At 33.8% G+C, this 19266-nt stretch carries 20 protein-coding genes and 1 pseudogene; all 21 read right to left on the reverse strand.

The window, feature by feature from the left end; all coding sequences use genetic code 11:
- Positions 1 to 241 precede the first annotated feature (241 nt).
- The 21 genes and pseudogenes from AB4865_RS09930 to AB4865_RS10030 all read right to left on the reverse strand — a co-directional run bounded on the left by AB4865_RS09930 (position 242) and on the right by AB4865_RS10030 (position 19082).
- Entirely contained in the window at positions 242 to 1147 is a 906-nt protein-coding gene (locus AB4865_RS09930) for a ribonuclease Z (RefSeq protein ID WP_372473104.1), read from the reverse strand.
- Between the two features lie 29 nt (positions 1148 to 1176).
- Complete coding sequence (locus AB4865_RS09935) at positions 1177 to 1497, reverse strand: hypothetical protein (protein WP_372473105.1); 321 nt, start codon at positions 1495 to 1497, stop codon at positions 1177 to 1179.
- A gap of 6 nt (positions 1498 to 1503) precedes the next feature.
- A complete protein-coding gene (locus AB4865_RS09940; RefSeq protein WP_372473107.1) occupies positions 1504 to 2430 on the reverse strand; it encodes an aspartate carbamoyltransferase catalytic subunit in 927 nt (308 codons plus the stop codon).
- Between the two features lie 17 nt (positions 2431 to 2447).
- On the reverse strand, positions 2448 to 2993 hold the full coding sequence (gene pyrR, locus AB4865_RS09945; protein WP_372473108.1) for a bifunctional pyr operon transcriptional regulator/uracil phosphoribosyltransferase PyrR: 546 nt from the start codon (positions 2991 to 2993) through the stop codon (positions 2448 to 2450).
- A 100-nt stretch (positions 2994 to 3093) separates the two neighbouring features.
- On the reverse strand, positions 3094 to 4149 hold the full coding sequence (gene rfbB, locus AB4865_RS09950; protein WP_372473109.1) for a dTDP-glucose 4,6-dehydratase: 1056 nt from the start codon (positions 4147 to 4149) through the stop codon (positions 3094 to 3096).
- A gap of 12 nt (positions 4150 to 4161) precedes the next feature.
- Positions 4162 to 4748, reverse strand: a pseudogene (locus tag AB4865_RS09955) (Uma2 family endonuclease).
- A gap of 234 nt (positions 4749 to 4982) precedes the next feature.
- Positions 4983 to 6380, reverse strand: coding sequence for a nucleotide sugar dehydrogenase (locus AB4865_RS09960; RefSeq protein ID WP_372473110.1), 1398 nt, complete (start codon positions 6378 to 6380; stop codon positions 4983 to 4985).
- Between the two features lie 76 nt (positions 6381 to 6456).
- Positions 6457 to 7032, reverse strand: a complete 576-nt coding sequence (locus tag AB4865_RS09965; protein ID WP_372473112.1) for an outer membrane beta-barrel protein — start codon at positions 7030 to 7032, stop codon at positions 6457 to 6459.
- A 22-nt stretch (positions 7033 to 7054) separates the two neighbouring features.
- Entirely contained in the window at positions 7055 to 8323 is a 1269-nt protein-coding gene (locus tag AB4865_RS09970; protein WP_372473113.1) for an aminotransferase class I/II-fold pyridoxal phosphate-dependent enzyme, read from the reverse strand.
- 55 nt (positions 8324 to 8378) lie between these two features.
- Positions 8379 to 9659, reverse strand: a complete 1281-nt coding sequence (locus AB4865_RS09975; RefSeq protein WP_372473114.1) for a M64 family metallopeptidase — start codon at positions 9657 to 9659, stop codon at positions 8379 to 8381.
- Positions 9660 to 9846: 187 nt separating this feature from the next.
- Positions 9847 to 10416, reverse strand: a complete 570-nt coding sequence (gene rsmD, locus AB4865_RS09980) for a 16S rRNA (guanine(966)-N(2))-methyltransferase RsmD (RefSeq protein ID WP_372473115.1) — start codon at positions 10414 to 10416, stop codon at positions 9847 to 9849.
- Positions 10413 to 11186 (reverse strand): DUF3822 family protein, encoded by a 774-nt coding sequence (locus tag AB4865_RS09985; protein WP_372473117.1) that lies wholly within the window; start codon positions 11184 to 11186, stop codon positions 10413 to 10415. Before AB4865_RS09985 ends, rsmD begins: the two co-directional genes overlap by 4 nt.
- Before the next feature lie 117 nt (positions 11187 to 11303).
- Positions 11304 to 11816, reverse strand: a complete 513-nt coding sequence (locus AB4865_RS09990; protein WP_372473118.1) for a ferritin — start codon at positions 11814 to 11816, stop codon at positions 11304 to 11306.
- Between the two features lie 5 nt (positions 11817 to 11821).
- Positions 11822 to 12703 (reverse strand): 4-hydroxy-tetrahydrodipicolinate synthase, encoded by an 882-nt coding sequence (dapA, locus tag AB4865_RS09995; protein ID WP_372473120.1) that lies wholly within the window; start codon positions 12701 to 12703, stop codon positions 11822 to 11824.
- A gap of 87 nt (positions 12704 to 12790) precedes the next feature.
- On the reverse strand, positions 12791 to 14446 hold the full coding sequence (locus AB4865_RS10000; RefSeq protein ID WP_372474907.1) for a formate--tetrahydrofolate ligase: 1656 nt from the start codon (positions 14444 to 14446) through the stop codon (positions 12791 to 12793).
- A 31-nt stretch (positions 14447 to 14477) separates the two neighbouring features.
- A complete protein-coding gene (locus tag AB4865_RS10005) occupies positions 14478 to 15197 on the reverse strand; it encodes a porin family protein (protein WP_372473122.1) in 720 nt (239 codons plus the stop codon).
- Between the two features lie 2 nt (positions 15198 to 15199).
- Positions 15200 to 15928, reverse strand: a complete 729-nt coding sequence (ubiE, locus tag AB4865_RS10010) for a bifunctional demethylmenaquinone methyltransferase/2-methoxy-6-polyprenyl-1,4-benzoquinol methylase UbiE (protein WP_372473123.1) — start codon at positions 15926 to 15928, stop codon at positions 15200 to 15202.
- A 70-nt stretch (positions 15929 to 15998) separates the two neighbouring features.
- Complete coding sequence (locus AB4865_RS10015; RefSeq protein WP_372473125.1) at positions 15999 to 17666, reverse strand: hypothetical protein; 1668 nt, start codon at positions 17664 to 17666, stop codon at positions 15999 to 16001.
- A gap of 13 nt (positions 17667 to 17679) precedes the next feature.
- Positions 17680 to 18135 carry a hypothetical protein gene (locus AB4865_RS10020; RefSeq protein ID WP_372473127.1) on the reverse strand — a complete coding sequence of 152 codons (456 nt, stop codon included), beginning with the start codon at positions 18133 to 18135 and terminating at the stop codon, positions 17680 to 17682.
- Complete coding sequence (locus tag AB4865_RS10025) at positions 18125 to 18307, reverse strand: hypothetical protein (RefSeq protein ID WP_372473129.1); 183 nt, start codon at positions 18305 to 18307, stop codon at positions 18125 to 18127. The genes AB4865_RS10020 and AB4865_RS10025 overlap by 11 nt, the downstream gene beginning before the upstream one ends.
- A 7-nt stretch (positions 18308 to 18314) precedes the next feature.
- Positions 18315 to 19082, reverse strand: coding sequence for an MBL fold metallo-hydrolase (locus tag AB4865_RS10030; RefSeq protein ID WP_372473131.1), 768 nt, complete (start codon positions 19080 to 19082; stop codon positions 18315 to 18317).
- Positions 19083 to 19266 lie beyond the last annotated feature (184 nt).

Below are 19266 nucleotides of genomic sequence, written 5' to 3' on the forward strand. Positions count from 1 at the left end.
TAAGGTGTTTTTTTTAGCCACGAATTACACAAATTAATTATTACACACTCAAAACTTTATCAACAATAACACGAAATAAAATTTTATATGCTGATATTTTTTGATTTACGTAACACTTTATTTCTTTAGTCACAATTCGAGACAACGTTATACTACATTAAGGTTAATTTCCATTAATTAAAAAATAATTAATGGAAATTCGTATAATTAGCGGCTATCTCTAACACCGTAGGTGTGTATTCTAAAACTTAAAAACTTTACCGTCTTCAGCTAATTCGGTAGGTTCAAAAATTTCTTGTGCTTCGGTTTTAAACAAACTCAAATCGTGATAACGAGTGGAATAATGTCCTAAAATCAAATGATTTACCTCTGCCATTTGTGCGATTTTTGCTGCTTGTTTCGCGGTACTATGTTTGGTATGTTCACAACGATCTGCATCTTCTTCTAAAAAAGTACTTTCGTGATACAAAACCGTAGCGTTTTTGATAATAGGCACAATGGTTTCTGTATAAACTGTATCCGAACAAAAGGCATACGATTTTGCAGGGTCTGCATCAAAAGTCAGTTCGCTATTGTGAATCACTTCGCCTTGTTCTGTTACAAAATCTCCGCCTTCTTTGATTTTGTTGAAATAACAAGTGTCAACTTTATATTTATCACAAGCAGTGAGATTGAGTTTTCGTTTTCCTGGTTTTTCTGTAAACAAATACCCGTTAGTATAAACTCGATGAATCAAAGGAATCGTACGAACTGTGATTTTGTCGTTTTCTAAAATAATTTCGCTTTCCTCTGATTCCAATTCGTGGAAAAAGAGATTATAACTGGTATATGTTTTAGACAATTTTAACTGTAATAAAATGATTTCTTTTATTCCTTTTGGCCCATATATATGCAAATCATTCACACGATTGAGCAAGGTAAATGTAGAAATCAACCCTATCAACCCAAAAAAGTGATCACCATGCAAATGCGAAATAAAAATGTGATTGATACGAGCAAATTTTATCTTATGCTTTCTCAATGCTACTTGTGAACCTTCGCCGCAATCTATCAATACCATTTCATTGTTGATTTCCAAAACCTGTGAAGTCGTACGACCAAAACCACGAGGCGTAGCTGAAAAACAACCTAATATGTGTAACTTCATTTGATACTAGAATTTATGACAAAAGGGACTTAAAATCCTAAATCCCTTTCAATTTCTTCCATTTGAATAAAATCCAAAGCTTCTTGTACTGTTGGTACAATAGCAATGGATTGTTCTTCTTCGCCTATAGTTGTTGGTGCCACGATGACGATTGATTGGTTGTTTTGTTTGATTTTTGAAGCAAATGATTCAAATACTGAAACATTATTTTCATCAATAGATTCATTCACAACCAAAACTACATTTTTATCTAATGCAATCGATTGATTGTTTACTTTTGAAATAAATTCTGAAAATGAATCCGCTTGTTTTTCAAAAATCAAAACACCTTGTTCTTCTCTTAATTCCATTGCAAATTATTTGATTTTTGATGCCAATAAATAGATAACTGCCATACGCACAGCTACTCCATTTTCTACCTGCTCCAAAATTACCGATTGTTGAGAATCTGCTACATCCGAAGTAATCTCTACTCCGCGATTGATTGGTCCAGGGTGCATTACTATGATTTCTTTGTTTAACGAATCAAGCAAGGTTTTGTCCACTCCATATTGTTGTGAATATTCGCGAGTTGACGGAAAATAATTAACATCCAATCGTTCGTTTTGAACACGTAACATATTGGCTACATCACACCATTCCAATGCTTTACGCAAGTTTGGTTCGTATTTTACGCCCAATTCTGTAATATATTTTGGAATCAATGTTTTTGGTCCACAAACCATCACTTCTGCTCCTTGCATTTGCAAAGCAAAAATATTGGAAAGTGCCACACGCGAATGTAATATATCTCCTACAATCACTACTTTTTTTCCTGCTACTTCGCCCAATTTTTCACGAATGGTAAAACTATCCAACAAAGCTTGAGTTGGGTGTTCATGAGCTCCATCTCCAGCGTTTACGATACTTGCATTTACATTTTGCGACAAAAAGTAAGCAGCCCCCGGATTGCTATGACGCATCACCACCATATCTACTTTCATAGACAAAATGTTGTTTACCGTATCAATCAGCGTTTCCCCTTTTTTTACTGAAGATTGTGCTGCTGAAAAACTAATCACATCTGCCGAAAGTCGTTTTTGAGCCAATTCAAACGACAATTTTGTACGGGTACTATTTTCAAAAAAGATATTCGCAATGGTAATATCTCTCAACGATGGAACTTTTTTTATCGGACGATTGATGACTTCTTTGAAATGATCTGCCGTTTCAAAAATGAGGTCAATATCGTTTTTATTGATGTATTTTATTCCTAATAAATGATTTACGCTTAATTCTTTCATCGAATTAAATTTTATAATTATTTGATTATCAATTGTACTTGATCTTCTGTTGCTCCTTCAATTCCTGCCCATTGTACGATGACTTTTTCATCGTTGAACGCATCTACTTGGCGTCCGCGATAGTCGGGTTGAATCGGTAAATGACGACTAAAACGACGGTCTATCAACACCATCAATTCTATTTCTTTTGGGCGTCCAAACGATTGAATGGCAGTCAATGCCGAGCGAATACTTCTACCTGTGTATAGTACATCGTCAATAAAAATCACTTTTTTATCCTCTACCAAAAAGTCAATTTGAGTTTTGTTGGCTTCTAATGTCTTTTCCGAACGACGAAAATCGTCTCTAAAAAAGGTAATATCCAAAAATCCCAATGGAATGTTTTCTATTTTGTATTCTTTTTCCAACAAATCTTTTATCCTTTGGGCTAAATAAATCCCTCTGGGTTGTATTCCTATCAACACCGTATTGGAAAAATCAATGTGTTTGTCTATCAACTGACACGCCAATCGATGTAAAATGATAGAAACCTCTTTTGAATTTAATAATGTTTTTGTACTCATATATTTTTATATTTTAACCAAAAGTTGGACGAATTATCATTCGCCCCTACGGTTTTCGGGCAAATTGCGATTATTTCAAATGGGCGAAATGCGATTTGTTTCAAACAAGCGAATATTGTTTTTCGTAATATTTTTGATAATCTCCATTGGTTACATTATCCAACCATTCTTGATTGTTTAAATACCAATCGATGGTGATTGCCAATCCTTGTTCGAATGTAACACTTGGTTCCCAACCTAATTCTTCTTTGATTTTGGTTGCATCGATGGCATAACGCAAATCGTGTCCTGGGCGGTCTTTTACAAAGGTAATCAATTGTGCCGATGTTCCCTCTGCTCTACCCAATTTTTCGTCCATTTGTTTGCACAATTCTTTTACCAAATCAATATTTTGCCATTCGTTAAATCCACCTATATTATAGGTAGCATGATTGGCTGCTTTGTGATAAACATCATCTATTGCTCGTGCATGATCTACTACAAACAACCAATCTCTCGTGTATTTTCCATCACCATAAATTGGTAACGGCTTATTGTTGATAATATTGTGAATACACAACGGAATCAATTTTTCAGGAAAGTGATTAGGTCCATAATTGTTTGAACAATTGGTTATAACTACAGGCATTCCATAGGTATCTCCATAGGCTCTTACAAAGTGATCAGACGATGCTTTTGATGCCGAATACGGCGAATGTGGGTCGTACTTGGTCGTTTCTGTAAAAAATCCTGTATCGCCCAAAGCTCCGTAAACTTCGTCGGTGGAAATATGATGAAATCTTTTCCCTTCATAATTTCCGTTCCAGATGGTTTTGGCTGCGTTTAACAAATTTACCGTACCGATTACATTGGTCATTACAAATTCCAATGGATTGCTAATCGAACGATCCACATGAGATTCTGCAGCTAAGTGAATGATTCCCTCTGGTTTATATTTATCAAACAAGGTTTGAACAGCAGATAAATCTGTAATATCAACTTTTTCAAACGAATAATTTTCCTTGTTTTCAATGTCTTTTATATTTTCCAAATTTCCTGCATAAGTCAAAGCATCTACATTGACAATGTGATAATTAGGATAATTTGTTACAAATCTTCTTACAACATGCGAACCGATAAATCCGGCACCGCCTGTGATTAGAATTGTTTTTTTCATGTATAATTTTATTTAATCTTCAACAAAAATAGTGTCTGTATGTAATTTCAAATCTGGAAATAAAAGTGAATCTACAAATCCATCGGTTACTGGTTTTAAACCGATGTATTTTCCATCTACCAATTGGTAAATAAAAATCGTTTCATTGAGTGAATCAACAATCCAATATTCTTTTACACTAGATTCTTCGTATAGTTCAAATTTATTTTTCATCTCCTTTTTAGAATTTCCAGGAGAAATAATTTCAACAACCAAATCTGGAGGACCAATACATCCCTTGTCGTCCAATTTTGATTTATCACAAATGATACAAATATCTGGTTGAACTACCGTAAAAATTTATTCATCATTTTTTCCTTTTCTCGGTATGCGAACATCAAATGGAGCTGAATAAAGATTGTAACTGTTCGCACGAAACGATTGAAAAAACACCCAAAAATATTCCTAAAAACTCCTTGATGTTTTCTACTTGGAGAAGGAGACATTTTAAAAATTTTTCCCTTTATCAATTCCAATCACTCTTCGAATTTCCATAACAGATAATCTGCACACGAATAGTTTTTTCTAAAATCTAACTGGTTTATATTTACAATTTCCAAATTATTTTATATTTTAAGGTTATACAGCAATATATTGAAAAACAATAAGTTTTTTACCACATAGACACATAATTTATATTTACCCCTGAGAAACAGAGACACTTCGCTTTAAGAGAAAAGATAAACCATTGTGTGTAAATTGTAGATGATTAATGTTTATATAAACACAAAAAAATCTATATTACCCCGATACTTTTAGGCTCCTCTATTTAGAGGAAAAATCTGAAAGAATCCTCACCTCCCTATTCCAAAATATCTAAATCCAATTGAATTTAAATCATTGTTTTTCAACAAATTCCTTCCATCAAAAACGAAAGATGGCTGCTCCATTTGTTGATAAATCGACTTCCAATCATACGAAACAAATTCGTCCCATTCTGTTAATATCACAACAGCATGAGCATCGTCAAACAACTGATTAATTGATGTATAAACTTTTATTTTACCTAAAATTTCTTCTTGCAAAAAATTGGTTTTCATCATCAAATCTTGCACTATTTGTTTTTCGTTGACTTTTGGGTCAAAAATATGTAATTGAGCTTGTTCTTCGATCAACAATTTGGCTATATCAATCGCAGCTGATTCACGAGTATCATTTGTATTCTTTTTAAATGCCCAACCCAATAGCACAATTTTCTTCTCAGAAACCGTTCCGTGCATTTGTTTCATGATATTTTGAAAAAATCGAACTTTCTGATAATCATTCAACAAAATCACTTGTTCCCAATAATCGGCTACTTCGTGTAAATTGTAACTACGAGCGATATAAACTAAATTGAGAATATCTTTTTGAAAGCAAGAACCGCCAAAGCCTACAGATGATTTCAGAAACTTTTCACCTATTCTTTGATCTTTTCCAATAGCAAAAGCAACCTCTTCCACATCTGCTTCAGTTGCTTCACAAAGTGCTGAAATAGAATTGATAGACGAAATTCTTTGTGCCAAAAACGCATTTGCTACCAATTTTGACAATTCCGAAGACCAAATATTGGTGGAAATGATTTTGTCTTTTGGCACCCATTTTTCATAGATTTCACTCAAAGATTGAATTGCTGCTCGACCTTCGGCTGTGTGAATATCTCCTCCAATCAACACGCGATCTGGATTTAGTAAATCAGTAATCGCAGTTCCTTCTGCCAAAAACTCAGGATTTGACAAAATCTGAAATTGGCAAGAAGATTCTTTATAATGTAAAATTTCCTTAATCGTTGAAGCAGTACGCACAGGTAAAGTTGATTTTTCAACAATGATTTTATCATCAGTAGCTACTTCGGCAATTTTTCTTGTGCAAGCTTCAATATATTTTAAATCAGCAGCATATCCCTTTCCGATTCCGTACGATTTGGTGGGAGTATTTACCGAGATAAAAATAATTTGAGCTTCTTTTATCGCTTGATCAATTTCTGTAGAAAAAAACAAATTTTTATTTCTCGTTTGAGTGAGTATTTCTGCCAAACCGGGTTCATATACTGGTAAATTATCCAAATCTTCACTATTCCATTGATCGATTCGCTGTTGATTTACATCAACAATAGTAAACTGAATATCAGTATTTTTCAACGCTAATACAGCCATAGTAGGTCCACCTACATAGCCCGCACCGATACAACATATTTTGGAAATTTTTGTCATCGTAATTTTCTAAAAACATTTCACAAATATACGCAAAAAGAGACGGTTTTACCGCCTCTTTTTTCAATAAAATTTGTTATTTCAACTTATATGAAACTCCTATTGATGGAATTAACATCATTCCCGTTTTTATTCCACCAATATATGCTCGATCATACGTTAGATGTTGTGAAATTTGAAAAACTTGTGTTAAATCCAAAAAAACTGAAAACTGTTTATCAATTTTATATGACGGAGTAATACCTAATGTAACAATTCCTACTCTATCACTGAATTTATTTTTTGTATTTGGTAACACCCCTACTCCTAAACCGGCACGAGCTGTCAATTGAAAAGGATTATTGTTTTTCAAAATTTTATATGTAGCCTCTGCTACCAATTTATGAACTTTAGAATCTACATCAGAAAATTTATTGTGTTTTACTGAAGTACTTGCAAAATAAGCTCTTACTCCCCATTGTTTGTCAATTTGATAATGCCCACCCAATTGAAATGTACCAAAACTACTAAAATCAGATGCTTTTACTGCTCCAACTTCTGGAGACATTACTATATTGTACCCATAAGCTGTTTCAATTGACACATTGTTAATAAAACTTTTTTGTTGTGCATTCATTGTCGTAGAGGCAATCAATACAATTGATAAAAACATTTTCTTCATAATATAAATACATTTAAGAATTTTTTTCCATATCTACTAAATTTTCTTCAGCTATTTTTTTGTATGTACCATCAACTAATTTGCTTCGAATTGCTTCGAAAGCGTTTAATGTTTGGTCGATATCTTCAAATGAATGAGACGCTGTTGGGATCACTCTCAACAAAATGATTCCTTTTGGAATTACTGGATAAACTACAATTGACAAGAAAATTCCGTAATTTTCTCTCAAATCATTTACCATAATCATTGCTTCTGGAATCGATCCTTCCAAATATACAGGCGTTACACAAGTATTGGTATCTCCAATGTTGAACCCTCTTTCTTTCAATCCTCCTTGCAAACGATTTACATTTTCCCACAATTTGTCTTTCAATCCTGGGTTGTTTCTCAACAATTCCAATCGTTTCAAAACTCCTTTTACCAAAATCATCGGCAGTGCTTTTGCAAACATTTGAGAACGCAAGTTGTATTTCAAATATTCGATAATGTCTTTATCTCCTGCAATAAATGCACCAATAGATGCCATCGATTTTGCAAATGTAGAGAAATACACATCGATTCCGTCTTGGCATCCTTGCTCTTCTCCTGCTCCTGCTCCTGTTTTTCCCAATGTACCAAAACCATGTGCATCGTCAACCAACAAACGGAAATTGTATTTTTCTTTCAAAGCAACAATTTCTTTCAATTTTCCTTGTTGACCTCTCATTCCAAATACTCCTTCTGTGATTACTAAGATTCCTCCGTTTTGCTCTTCTGCCATCTTAGTTGCTCTTTGCAAGTTTTTTTCCAAAGACTCGATATCGTTGTGCTTGTATGTAAAGCGTTTACCCATGTGCAAGCGAACTCCGTCGATGATACACGCATGAGAATCTACATCATATACAATCACGTCGTTTTTTGTTACCAACGCATCGATTGTTGACACCATTCCTTGGTACCCAAAGTTCAACAAATATGCTGCTTCTTTATTTACAAACGTCGCCAATTCTTCTTGCAATTTCTCATGCCAATCTGTGTGACCAGACATCATACGAGCTCCCATTGGATATGCTGCACCAAATTCAGCTGCTGCTTCTGCATCTGTTTTCATTACCTCTGGATGTGTAGCCAATCCCAAGTAATCATTGATAGACCAGTTCAAAACTTCTTTTCCTTGAAATTTCATTCTTGGCCCTAATTTTCCTTCCAATTTTGGGAATACAAAATATCCCTCTGCTTGTGATGCCCATTTTCCTAGTGGTCCTTTATTTACATGAATTCTTTCGAATAAATCTTTTACCATATTCTATATTTTGTTAAAACCCTACAAATGTATAATATTTTTGTGATATTTTCAATTATTTCGTATAAAACTCTATAATTCCTTGAATTGCTGAACTGCAAACAGGACAAAATCCTTTGGGTTCGTTTGATTTCATTCGACAATCTTGTACAGGACTGTAAATACCTTTGTCTGAGTATCCTCCTCCTTCAAAAACACCTACCTCATCTTTGTATTTTTTTGTTCGTGGTGTGGGAATTGGCGTTCCTTTTTTTACCTTAGATTTCCATTTTGCATCAAAGTTTATCAAAGTGGTAATATTAGGTTCCCAAGGTTCGATGTCCAAACTGTAAATCATCTCTTCCGCAGGTACCGAACTCGTATAATATTCGTCTGCCAAACCTGCAAATCCATGTCCGAATTCGTGTACAAAAACCTTGTCTGACAAGGCGTGATCTGAAGTAGCGATATTTAATACATTATAAAATCCGCCACCTCCATATCGAGGCGTATTTACCAAAACATATACATGGTCATAGGGTACATTTGCCGCAATATCCGCTATTTTATAAATCGATGGTACCGTCAAATATCGTGGTTCGTCGAATGTATAAAATCGAGAATCAACAGCAGTATTTTTATAAATTCCTTCTCCAGGAATATCGGTTCCCGAATCTATCGACGGCGAAAGAATCGCATATACATTGAATTGATTTTTATATTGATCAAACGGAGGAATTGTAAAAGTATAATCCATCATACGACGAGCATCTGAAACAAATTTATCCATTTCGTCGGCTGTATATCCTTCGGCTATGATTGCCAAATCAATGGCTTTTTCGCTTGGAAGATTTCCTGCAATTTGTTGTACAGGATACTTTACTATCGATTCTTTGAGAATATTGTAGTTATTTGGCGAAATTTCTTGTGAATAAATTTTTTCAAATTGTCCTTTTTTAGCTCGTTTTGAAATTTCTATGACAATATCTTTTTTAGGAAAAGGCAATTGCAATGTATTTTCAAATGTACGAGTTATTTTTTTAGCTTCGGCAGTATGTTGCCATTCTTCAAAAAGTGGATTAAATCCTTTAGAAAAAAGCAATTCTTCTGTTGTAGCATCTTTGATTTCAATACGATAATTTCCAAAAGCAGGATAAATCAATTGATGAGAAGAAGCCGCCGCATAAAATGGTTCTTTTTTCATTTGATGTAAAATCACTTGCTCGGATTGATGAGTTCCTGAAAGAAAAAAATCTAAACGCAAACTTTCTTTTTCAAAGTTTTGTTCATAATTAGGTAATTGAGCATTTGCTATCAATCCTAAAAATATTACTGTAGTATAAATGAGTTTTTTCATTGATTTACTTTAAAACATCGACAAAGATAGAAATTTATTATATTATCTATAATGAAATTTTATATACGAGGAGGAATAAAATGTGTAATAATTACTATTGTGGGATACCAATGCGACAATTGAATTGATATGCTATTTTGAGCAGCGTTTCAACAGAGAAACAAAAAATCATTTTGTATTTTTTACATCACTCCTCTCCTTCACCTTCCTCATCCTCCCATTCCAATTCAAAGAATGAGAAAATAGACGAACCGTATTTTCTTTTTTCTCTAAAATGTTCAAGGTGTTCGAGGTTTGTTTGTGCTGAATGTTCGATAACTATCATACCTGTTTCTTCCAACAATTCGTTTTCAAAAACCAATTGAACGATTTTTTCAAATTGCTTTTGTGAAAAATCATACGGTGGGTCGGCAAAAACAACATCATACGAACTTTTATGTTTTTCTAAAAATTTGTAAACATCAGATTTTACAGGTGTAATATCCATTTCAAACGATCTTGCCGTTTGCTTTATAAAATTGACACAACCGTAATCAGCATCTACTGCTACAACAGATTCTGCTCCTCGAGAACAAAATTCATAACTGATATTCCCTGTTCCTGCAAACAAATCCAATATCCTCAATTGAGAAAAATTGAAATGATGATTGAGTATATTAAACAATGATTCTTTGCTCAAATCGGTAGTGGGTCTCACGGGAAGATTTTTAGGTGCTACAATGCGTCTTCCCTTATATTTTCCAGAAATTATTCTCATAATGCCAGCATAAAATGTTGATGCAATTGCTCAGCTGAAAGTTGAATTTTCTTTGCCAGCAATTGTGTTTCAATGATTTGTATTTGATTAATGTATTTTTTCAATAGTAAAATATAGTCGTTTTCATTTTCAAAATCCCCTAAAAGAATTAAAGTTTGTTCTTCAAATGAAATGTATAATTGTTCGGCAACAAACAAAATATAGTACAACAAATCTTCTTTTGAAAGGATTTCGTACGCATTGAAAAACAACAATTTACCTTCTTTAAAAACAATAATCGCTGATTGATTTTCTGATTTATATACCCAAAATTTCAAATCATCTGTAAGAGATTCTTTTTGAGTATATTCGATCAATGGGGTGTAAATATGTTGATAGGTAAAGGCTCCGAATTTTTCCAATAAATAATTGTTAAAAACCACAAAAGGCACATATACATTATGAGCTTGAATATTTGAAAGTTCGTCCGAAGAAAAATAATCGGTTGGATACACTTTGATCGTGTATTGTAAAAAATCTCCTAAACGATCTTCGCTAAAAAATTCATTGGGAACAATCGTCTGCAAGTGATTGTTGTGCAGTACTTCCACCTCATCAAAAGAGGCATTGAGGAGTTCATCTTTGTCAAATAGTAAGTCTAATTCGGATTCAACGGGTTTCAATGGGTCGATTTCAACAGATTTGAAATGTAAAACCTCGCCAGAAAACAACTGACAAACAGCATACGAAACCTTGGTTGGGCTGACTTGAAATATGATTTTCTTTTGCACTATTGAAAAATATTTTATAATCTACAAAGATATAATTTTTAGAATGAAAAATATAAGAAACAGAAAAGGCTATTCAAAAAAATATGAATAGCCTTTTATTAAATTTATTTGATAGGATTAAATCGTTTGATCTGGTTGCTGTTGTGGAAAGTTTTTGATGTCATTGTCAAACAAGTACAATCCACCTTTATCATCTCCAATCAAGTTGATTTTGTCTAAAATTGCACGAGCTGTTGCTTCTTCTTCGATTTGCTCTGCTACATACCATTGCAAGAAATTGTGCGTTGCATAATCTCTTTCTTGTAAAGAAATATCTACCAAATTGTTGATACTTTGAGATACAAATACTTCATGTTCAAACAATTGTTTAAACAAAGTTTTGAAAGATGAATGGTCTAATGTTGGTCGCTCTACTTGAGGAATCAAAGCCTCTCCACCACGTTGGTTGATATATTTTATCAATTTCAACATGTGCATACGCTCCTCGTCTGATTGTGCATACATAAAAGTAGCAATTCCTTCAAATCCTTGGTTTTCAGCCCAAGAAGCCATAGCTAAATATATTTGAGACGAATCTCCTTCGATTTTTACTTGCTCATTTAATGCAGCTTGCAATTTTTCAGATAACATACTTATTATAATTTAGATTGATTTACAAAATTTTTAAGTCTATTAGATAATTCTTCATTTACAGGAACCAATGGTAAACGCAAATGATTTTCGCACAATCCCAAATGTTGGAACAATTCTTTCACACCTGCAGGATTTCCTTGTTCGAATATCATATTGATAGCATCGGTCAAAGCGTAGTGGATTTCAAAAGCCTCGTCTACTTTGCGTTGCAATCCCAAACGAACCATTTCTGAAAATTGTTTTGGATACGCCTCACCAATCACAGAAATTACTCCTGCACCACCTGCCAAAACCATCGGTAAAGTGATGATATCATCTCCTGAAATCACCAAGAAATCTTTAGGTGCTTTACGAATCAATTCCATCGCTTGTACGATATCTCCTGCCGCTTCTTTGATTCCAATGATATTTGAAAACTCGCTTGCCAAACGCACCACAGTTGACGGAGCAACATTACTTGAAGTTCGCCCAGGTACATTGTACAAAATTACAGGCAATGGAGATTTTTCGGCAATGGCTTTAAAATGTTGGTAAATACCTTCTTGAGTTGGTTTGTTGTAATAAGGAGATACTGACAATATCGCTGAAAATCCTTTTAAGTTTTCCTCGTTTAAAGCAGCTAAAACATTGGCTGTATTATTACCACCAACTCCCAAAACCAAAGGTACACGATTGCTGTTGGCTTCTATGATGGTTTGTTTTACCAAGTCTTGCTCTTCTTTGGTTAGTGTAGCTGTTTCGGCAGTTGTCCCCAACACTACCAAATATTCTACACCACCTTCTATATTATAGTTTACAATTCGTTTCAAAGCTGCCACATCTACTTGTTTGTCAGCTGTGAATGGAGTAATCAATGCTACTCCTGTTCCTATAAATTGTTTCATTTTTATTCTGATAATTTGTACTACAAAGGTACGTATTATTTGTTATGATTCTAATTTTTTGAAATCTATTTAATTCAAATATTTTTCCTAACTCAAACCTGTGATATTTCCGTTTTCGTCAATGTGCATTCCTTCGGCAGCTGGTACTGCTGGTAGCCCTGGCATACGCATCATATCTCCTAAAATTGGAATGATAAATCCAGCTCCTGAAGCAAACTCAAATTCTCTTACGGTAACTTCAAAATCGGTTGGTCTTCCAATTTTCTTTTCGTCATCACTCAATGATTTTTGAGTTTTTGCCATACAAATTGGCAAGGAATCAAATCCCAATTCTTTGATGATTTTCAAGTCGGATTTGGCTTTTTGTGCGTAATTTACACTTGTTGCTCCGTAAACTTTCTTGGCAATGGTTTCAATTTTTTCCTCAATACTCATTTCCAACGGATATAAAAATTGAAAATCATCTCTTTGTGATTCGGTACTTGCTACTACTTCAGCCGCCAATTCTTTCATTCCTTCTCCTCCCATTGTAAATTCGTCTGCCAAAATGGCTTTTACTCCCAATTTTGCACATTCATCTTTGATGTATTGGATTTCTTCTTCCGAATCTGTTGCAAAATGATTGATGGCAACTATGGGTTGTAAGTTGTAATTTCCTGCATTTTCGATGTGTTTTTGCAAATTACCAAAACCTTTTTTCAAATATTCTAAATTTGGACTTCCGTATTCATCTTTTTTTGCTCCTCCGTGATAACGCAAGGCTCTCACCGTAGCCACAATCACATAAGCATCGGGCTGTAAATTTCCGTAACGACACTTGATGTCGATGAATTTTTCTGCTCCCAAATCACCTCCAAATCCTGCTTCGGTTACGACATAATCTCCTAACGACAATCCCATTTTAGTAGCGATAATCGTGTTGGTTCCTTGAGCAATATTAGCAAATGGTCCTCCGTGCAAAATCGCTGCGTTGCCTTCCAAAGTCTGAACTAAATTGGGCTTTATCGCATCTCTCAACAATATAGCCATTGCGTTTTCGGCTTTCAAATCACGAGTATAGACTGGCTTTTTGTCATAAGTATAACCAACGAAAATATTTCCTAATCGCTCTTTCAAGTCATTGAAATCTTTGCTCAAACACAAAATCGCCATTACTTCCGATGCAGGTGTAATATTGAATCCGTCTTCGCGAGTCGTTCCGTTTTTGTCGCCAATACCGATGATGATATTACGCAACGCACGATCGTTCATATCCATTACGCGTTTCCACACAATGGTTTTTGGGTCAATGTTTAGGCTGTGTTTTTTATTTTGTAGATTGTTGTCAATCAATGCAGAAAGCAAATTGTTAGCTTTTTCAACTGCTGCAAAATCGCCTGTAAAATGCAAGTTGATATCCACCATCGGAATCACTTGAGCATATCCACCACCAGCAGCTCCTCCTTTGATTCCGAAAACAGGTCCAAGTGAAGGTTCACGAAGTACAGCGATGGCTTTTTTACCGATTTTGTTCAATCCGTCGCACAATCCCACCGAAACGGTTGTTTTCCCTTCTCCAGCAGGTGTTGGATTGATAGCTGTAACCAATATTAATTTTGATTTTTTGATTTTTTCCTCGTCGATGTAGTTCAATGGAATTTTAGCTTTGTATTTACCATATTGTTCCAAATCATCTGAGTTGATGCCGATTTTCTCAGCAATATTTTTTATTGGTTGTATGTCTGCACTTTGTGCAATTTCAATATCTGTAGGAAAAGCTCATAGTATATGTATTTTAGTGAAAAGTAAAGTTTATAAATACCGCTCTGGTTCTCAATGCATCCACATTTCCTGTAAAAATAGAATTGATATTACCATCGCGAATCATTTCGTCTTGCATTCCAAATACTCCTCGGATAGAAGGAGAAAATTTAAATGTTGAAAAATACAAATCCACACCAAATCCCAATTCGTAGTTTGATGTCCATTTTTTCATTCGAAATGTTCCTGTGTAATTGTCTTCTTTTGAATTTTGTCTTGCACTCAAATTCAAACTTTCAGAAAATCCTCCTACCAAATACGGACGAATATTCCCTGTACGCATAGTAGAAACCTTCAACAACAAAGGCATGTGAATATAGGTGCTCGACAAATGCTTTACCTTATGAATAGGATTGTTGATATGAGGATAGGTTATAGTTCGTTTTGCATAATACAAACCTGGTTCGAATCTCAAATCTAAATATTCCATTATGCGAAGATTTCCCACCAATCCAACATTAAATCCTGTGTCGCCTTCTACTTGAATTTGATTGCTTCCGTATTTGTCATAAAAAGATTGTGGATATTCGTATTTGAAATCATAGCGATTAAACCCTAAGAAATATCCATAATGCATTTGTTGTTCATCCCAATCTTGAAGATTTTTGTAAGGATTTTTACCAAACATATTTTGTGCTTGCATCGAGCAAAAAACACCAACCGTCAAAATGAGTGTCCATATAGTTTTTTTCATAGTTATTTTTTTGATATATATATCGTTGCTACTCCCATTGTTTGAGGTAAATGTTGTACATTGTTAAAACCTACATTTCTCAAAATAGCGTTTAATTTTTCTCCAAATGGAAATTTTTTCATCGATTCAGACAAGTATTCATAAGCTTCTTGATCTTTAGAAAACAATTTTCCCATGAGAGGAACAATTGATTTTGTATAAAGATTATAACCTTGTTTAAACGGAAATTTTGTTGGAACAGAAGATTCTAAAATCACAAATATTCCTCCAGGTTTCAAAACTCGTAAGATTTCTCCTAATCCTTTTTCTAAATTTTCAAAATTTCTCACTCCAAATGCTACCGTAATGGCATCAAACGTATCATTTTCAAAAGGTAAATTTTCAGAATCTCCTTGAATCATTTCTATTTTATGACTCAATTTTAGCTCTTCGACCTTTTTTCTTCCTACTGCAAGCATTCCTTCTGACAAATCTAAACCTACAATTTTTTCTGCTTGAGTTTCTGCCAACATGATAGCCAAATCTCCAGTCCCTGTGGCAATATCCAATACTTTTTTAGGTTGAATTTCGCCAACAAGTTTCACCACATTTTTTCTCCAACCGATGTCAGTTCCAAAGGTCATCATACGATTGAGGTAGTCATAATTGTCTGAAATATTGTCAAACATTTGTTTTACCTGAGTTTTTTTACCCAATTGAGAATCTTTATATGGTTTTACTTCTTGTTTCATTTGTAAATTTTTTTGTCAAAGATAAAAATTTGTTTTCTATTTTCATTAAATGAACAGGTCAAATATTTTACTAAAATCTCGCTTTATAGCCTATGTGAAAAATGGCATTTTGAAAGGAAAATTTTTCTTCTGGACGTTTTCCTATAGCATAGGACAAATCAAATATTCCTCCGTTGGTTTCCAAACCTATTCCCAATCCTGTCGAAAAGGCTCCTTTCCAAGTGTCATCATAGTTGAATACGGCTCCATCTAATATCAAAAAAGAATACATCGTACTACTCAACAATTGCCTGATTTCTTGATAACTACCCACTATTTTTTGGGCATACATACTATTTTGAGCAAATCCCCTTAGTGAATTTTGTCCTCCAAAACGATACATTTCGTTGTACAATGGTTGTTTCGTTTGCAAAATAAATGTTTCTACCGATTGATGTATAAAATGTTTGGGATGCAATTGCCAAAGTTTTTCTATTTTCCATTTCACAAACCATTGACTTACTGTAGGAGAAATCTCATTAGTTCGTTTTCCATAACCCAATTTAAAAGAAGAAGAAAACTGCACAGGAAATAATTCTAAATCTGAATTTTGACTTGAAAAATGAGAAAGTGTATAAAATAAATTTGAATAATCTTCTGTTACCCAAGAATTAGTAGTTGAGGTAGTAGATTTTTGACTCTGAATTCCCAACCCTACATAGTTTTTAGTCGATAAACTATAAAGTACCTCCAGTCCTAACTGAGTATTTTGCATCAAACTATCTTGTTTGAAAATATGAATTTGCGAACTCACCCCCAAAGCAGTAGATGCAATATTAGGAAAAATTGTTTCCACTTGAAGAGAGGATTGCTGATTTCCATCGTTTTTCCAATGCAATTTTAATGTTTCACCTGCATTCAACGTATTTGCCAATTGAATATTGATGTAGCCATTAAAAACGAGTTTTTTACTTTCTTCGCTATTTGCAAAACCAATCAAACCATCAAATTGATTGGCATTTTTCTTTTCGCTATACAGATATAAAACGGTAGTATTTTCTGTAAAAAGGACTTCGGATTCTCTATTTTTTTTGACATAAGAAAGTTGAAAAATATCTTGTTCAACCTGATGAATACTCAACGAAGAAACCAATTTGTTTTTATGTCGTCTTTCTACAAATTTCTTTACATTTTTGGGGAATTCGGTATAGGGAGTGGTATAAAGTTGATTAATTTTTCGTTGAACATCTTGTTTTACATTTAATTGTACTTCGACATACGGAAAGTTAATCGTTTGATTTTCGATGGAAATTTCCGTCATTGGATACCCTTCTTTATCAAACTGTTGTAATGTATTTGTAAGAAAACCCTCAAAATCATTAGTTGCTATTATCAAAGTATCAGCTTTCCAATTTGCTATTTTTTTTATTGATGGGTCAACTTTGTCTATATAAATTTTTGTCTTTTCAAAACATTGCCCCAAATGTATAGTTCCCACCAACAAAGTATCATTTTTTTGTTCTAATTTTTGGGATTTTAAATGCAAATACCCTTTTTTTATCAACTGATTTTGTATAGAAATGTAGGATTTATTAGCGTCTTCAATCGAAGGAAAAATGTCAATAGTTTGAAAAGGAGTAATCGTACTTTGCTCTGAAGAAATTTCGCTTTTTACATGCAAAAAATATTGCTGAGCCACCATACTATCGGTACTCAGCAATAAGAATATAGCAAATAAAAATTGAAAAAATTTTTTCATCTTTCAACTAAAATTAATAGACATTGGAAGATAAAACGTGAAATTCTGTAGGACGTTCAGCATGGTATTGATAATTTAATAAGAGTTCCCCCACTTCCACAGGATTTCCAGTTTCGTCTTTCACATAATAATCCAAAATTATCCATTTGTTGTTTAATACAGCGGCTTTGTTAATAAAAATTCGCTCATCGGCAGAACGACCAATTTTTAAAAAACCATCGGATTTGTTGCTTTCTTGTGCCAAATCAAAACGAACTTTATCCATAGCATTTTCTACCTGAGTATCAGTAAACATTGCTCGAGCATTCTCGTTGTCTTCTATCGAAAAATAATTGGCCGCTTTATAAGCTTGTTTAAAATATTGGAGCGAATCTTTTTGTTTGAAATAATCCTCTACCGAAACTTCTTTTTTACATGAAATAAAAGAAAAAGCCAAACCAAAAATGACAACTAAAGTATTATTTTTCATAAGCGAGAAGTTGATTTTTCAATTGAATAATACTATCATTTTGTCGTTCGATTTTCTTTTCCAAACGCTCAATTTCACTTTCTTTTTCTTTCATAATATTTGTACTACTTACATACAAAAACACATTGATTGCCAGTGAAAAAACAAATAGATATAGGTAAATTCTTTTCATAAAATTATTAAATTTCTAAAATTAATCCGTCATACGCCAAAAACACATGTTCAGGCAATTCTTTTTGTACCTCTTCATGCAAGCCCAATTGAAAACCAATATGTGTCAAATAGGCTTTTTTGGGAGCAATTTTTTTAATATGCTCCAATGCCAATTCTAAGTGATTGTGCGAAGGATGTGGTTCTTTTCGCAAACAATTGATGACCAACACCTCTACTCCATTGAGTAATTCATACACCTCATCTTTTAGGAAAGTACTATCGGTTATGTATGCAAAATTATCAAATTTATAGCCCAAAATAGGAAGTTTTCCGTGAGTAACAGGAAAAGATTGAATTTCTTTACCTTTTACATCAAATTTTTGAAAGTCTTCAATCGGATTCAACAATACATTGGGAGCACCTGGATATCTATCCACAGTACAAAAAAAGTAATCAAACCTTTTGATAATGCTATCCAACACCCTTTGTTGAGCAAAAAAAGGCATAATCTTTCCTTCCGCAAAACAATACGGACGAATATCGTCCAAACCAGCTGTATGGTCGCTATGTTCGTGGGTAAATACGATGGCGTCGATATTTCTATTTTTTGCTCTCAACATTTGATAGCGAAAATCAGGACCACAATCGATAACAATATCCACACCGTCCCACTCTACCCACACAGAAGTACGCAAACGATTGTCCCTCGGGTCATCACTCTGACATACAGGATCATCAACCCCAATAATAGGTACACCTTGAGAAGTTCCAGTTCCTAAAAAATGTATTATCACGGTATTACTTTTTTGATTTTAAAATATTTGCAAACAAACTTACACAAAAAAGTTGGATTTATTGAAAATGTGAGGGGAATTATTTGACAAAATAGTACAATTATTCATAAAAATTGTTTTCAGATTAAAGTATAAATTATAAAGTTGTGGTAGGCAAAAATCAAATATCTCCTTTTTTTCACAC

Origin of the sequence: Capnocytophaga sp. ARDL2 (genome assembly GCF_041530365.1) — a bacterium.
Lineage (GTDB): Bacteria > Bacteroidota > Bacteroidia > Flavobacteriales > Flavobacteriaceae > Flavobacterium.

What these genes read in the sequence shown, in the direction of transcription:
- AB4865_RS09930 (WP_372473104.1), bottom strand. Translation starts at nt 1,147, where the DNA reads ATGAAGTTACACATATTAGGTTGTTTTTCAGCTACGCCTCGTGGTTTT.
- AB4865_RS09935 (WP_372473105.1), bottom strand. Translation starts at nt 1,497, where the DNA reads ATGGAATTAAGAGAAGAACAAGGTGTTTTGATTTTTGAAAAACAAGCG.
- AB4865_RS09940 (WP_372473107.1), bottom strand. Translation starts at nt 2,430, where the DNA reads ATGAAAGAATTAAGCGTAAATCATTTATTAGGAATAAAATACATCAAT.
- pyrR (WP_372473108.1), bottom strand. Translation starts at nt 2,993, where the DNA reads ATGAGTACAAAAACATTATTAAATTCAAAAGAGGTTTCTATCATTTTA.
- rfbB (WP_372473109.1), bottom strand. Translation starts at nt 4,149, where the DNA reads ATGAAAAAAACAATTCTAATCACAGGCGGTGCCGGATTTATCGGTTCG.
- AB4865_RS09960 (WP_372473110.1), bottom strand. Translation starts at nt 6,380, where the DNA reads ATGACAAAAATTTCCAAAATATGTTGTATCGGTGCGGGCTATGTAGGT.
- AB4865_RS09965 (WP_372473112.1), bottom strand. Translation starts at nt 7,032, where the DNA reads ATGTTTTTATCAATTGTATTGATTGCCTCTACGACAATGAATGCACAA.
- AB4865_RS09970 (WP_372473113.1), bottom strand. Translation starts at nt 8,323, where the DNA reads ATGGTAAAAGATTTATTCGAAAGAATTCATGTAAATAAAGGACCACTA.
- AB4865_RS09975 (WP_372473114.1), bottom strand. Translation starts at nt 9,659, where the DNA reads ATGAAAAAACTCATTTATACTACAGTAATATTTTTAGGATTGATAGCA.
- rsmD (WP_372473115.1), bottom strand. Translation starts at nt 10,416, where the DNA reads ATGAGAATAATTTCTGGAAAATATAAGGGAAGACGCATTGTAGCACCT.
- AB4865_RS09990 (WP_372473118.1), bottom strand. Translation starts at nt 11,816, where the DNA reads ATGTTATCTGAAAAATTGCAAGCTGCATTAAATGAGCAAGTAAAAATC.
- dapA (WP_372473120.1), bottom strand. Translation starts at nt 12,703, where the DNA reads ATGAAACAATTTATAGGAACAGGAGTAGCATTGATTACTCCATTCACA.
- AB4865_RS10005 (WP_372473122.1), bottom strand. Translation starts at nt 15,197, where the DNA reads ATGAAAAAAACTATATGGACACTCATTTTGACGGTTGGTGTTTTTTGC.
- ubiE (WP_372473123.1), bottom strand. Translation starts at nt 15,928, where the DNA reads ATGAAACAAGAAGTAAAACCATATAAAGATTCTCAATTGGGTAAAAAA.
- AB4865_RS10015 (WP_372473125.1), bottom strand. Translation starts at nt 17,666, where the DNA reads ATGAAAAAATTTTTTCAATTTTTATTTGCTATATTCTTATTGCTGAGT.
- AB4865_RS10020 (WP_372473127.1), bottom strand. Translation starts at nt 18,135, where the DNA reads ATGAAAAATAATACTTTAGTTGTCATTTTTGGTTTGGCTTTTTCTTTT.
- AB4865_RS10025 (WP_372473129.1), bottom strand. Translation starts at nt 18,307, where the DNA reads ATGAAAAGAATTTACCTATATCTATTTGTTTTTTCACTGGCAATCAAT.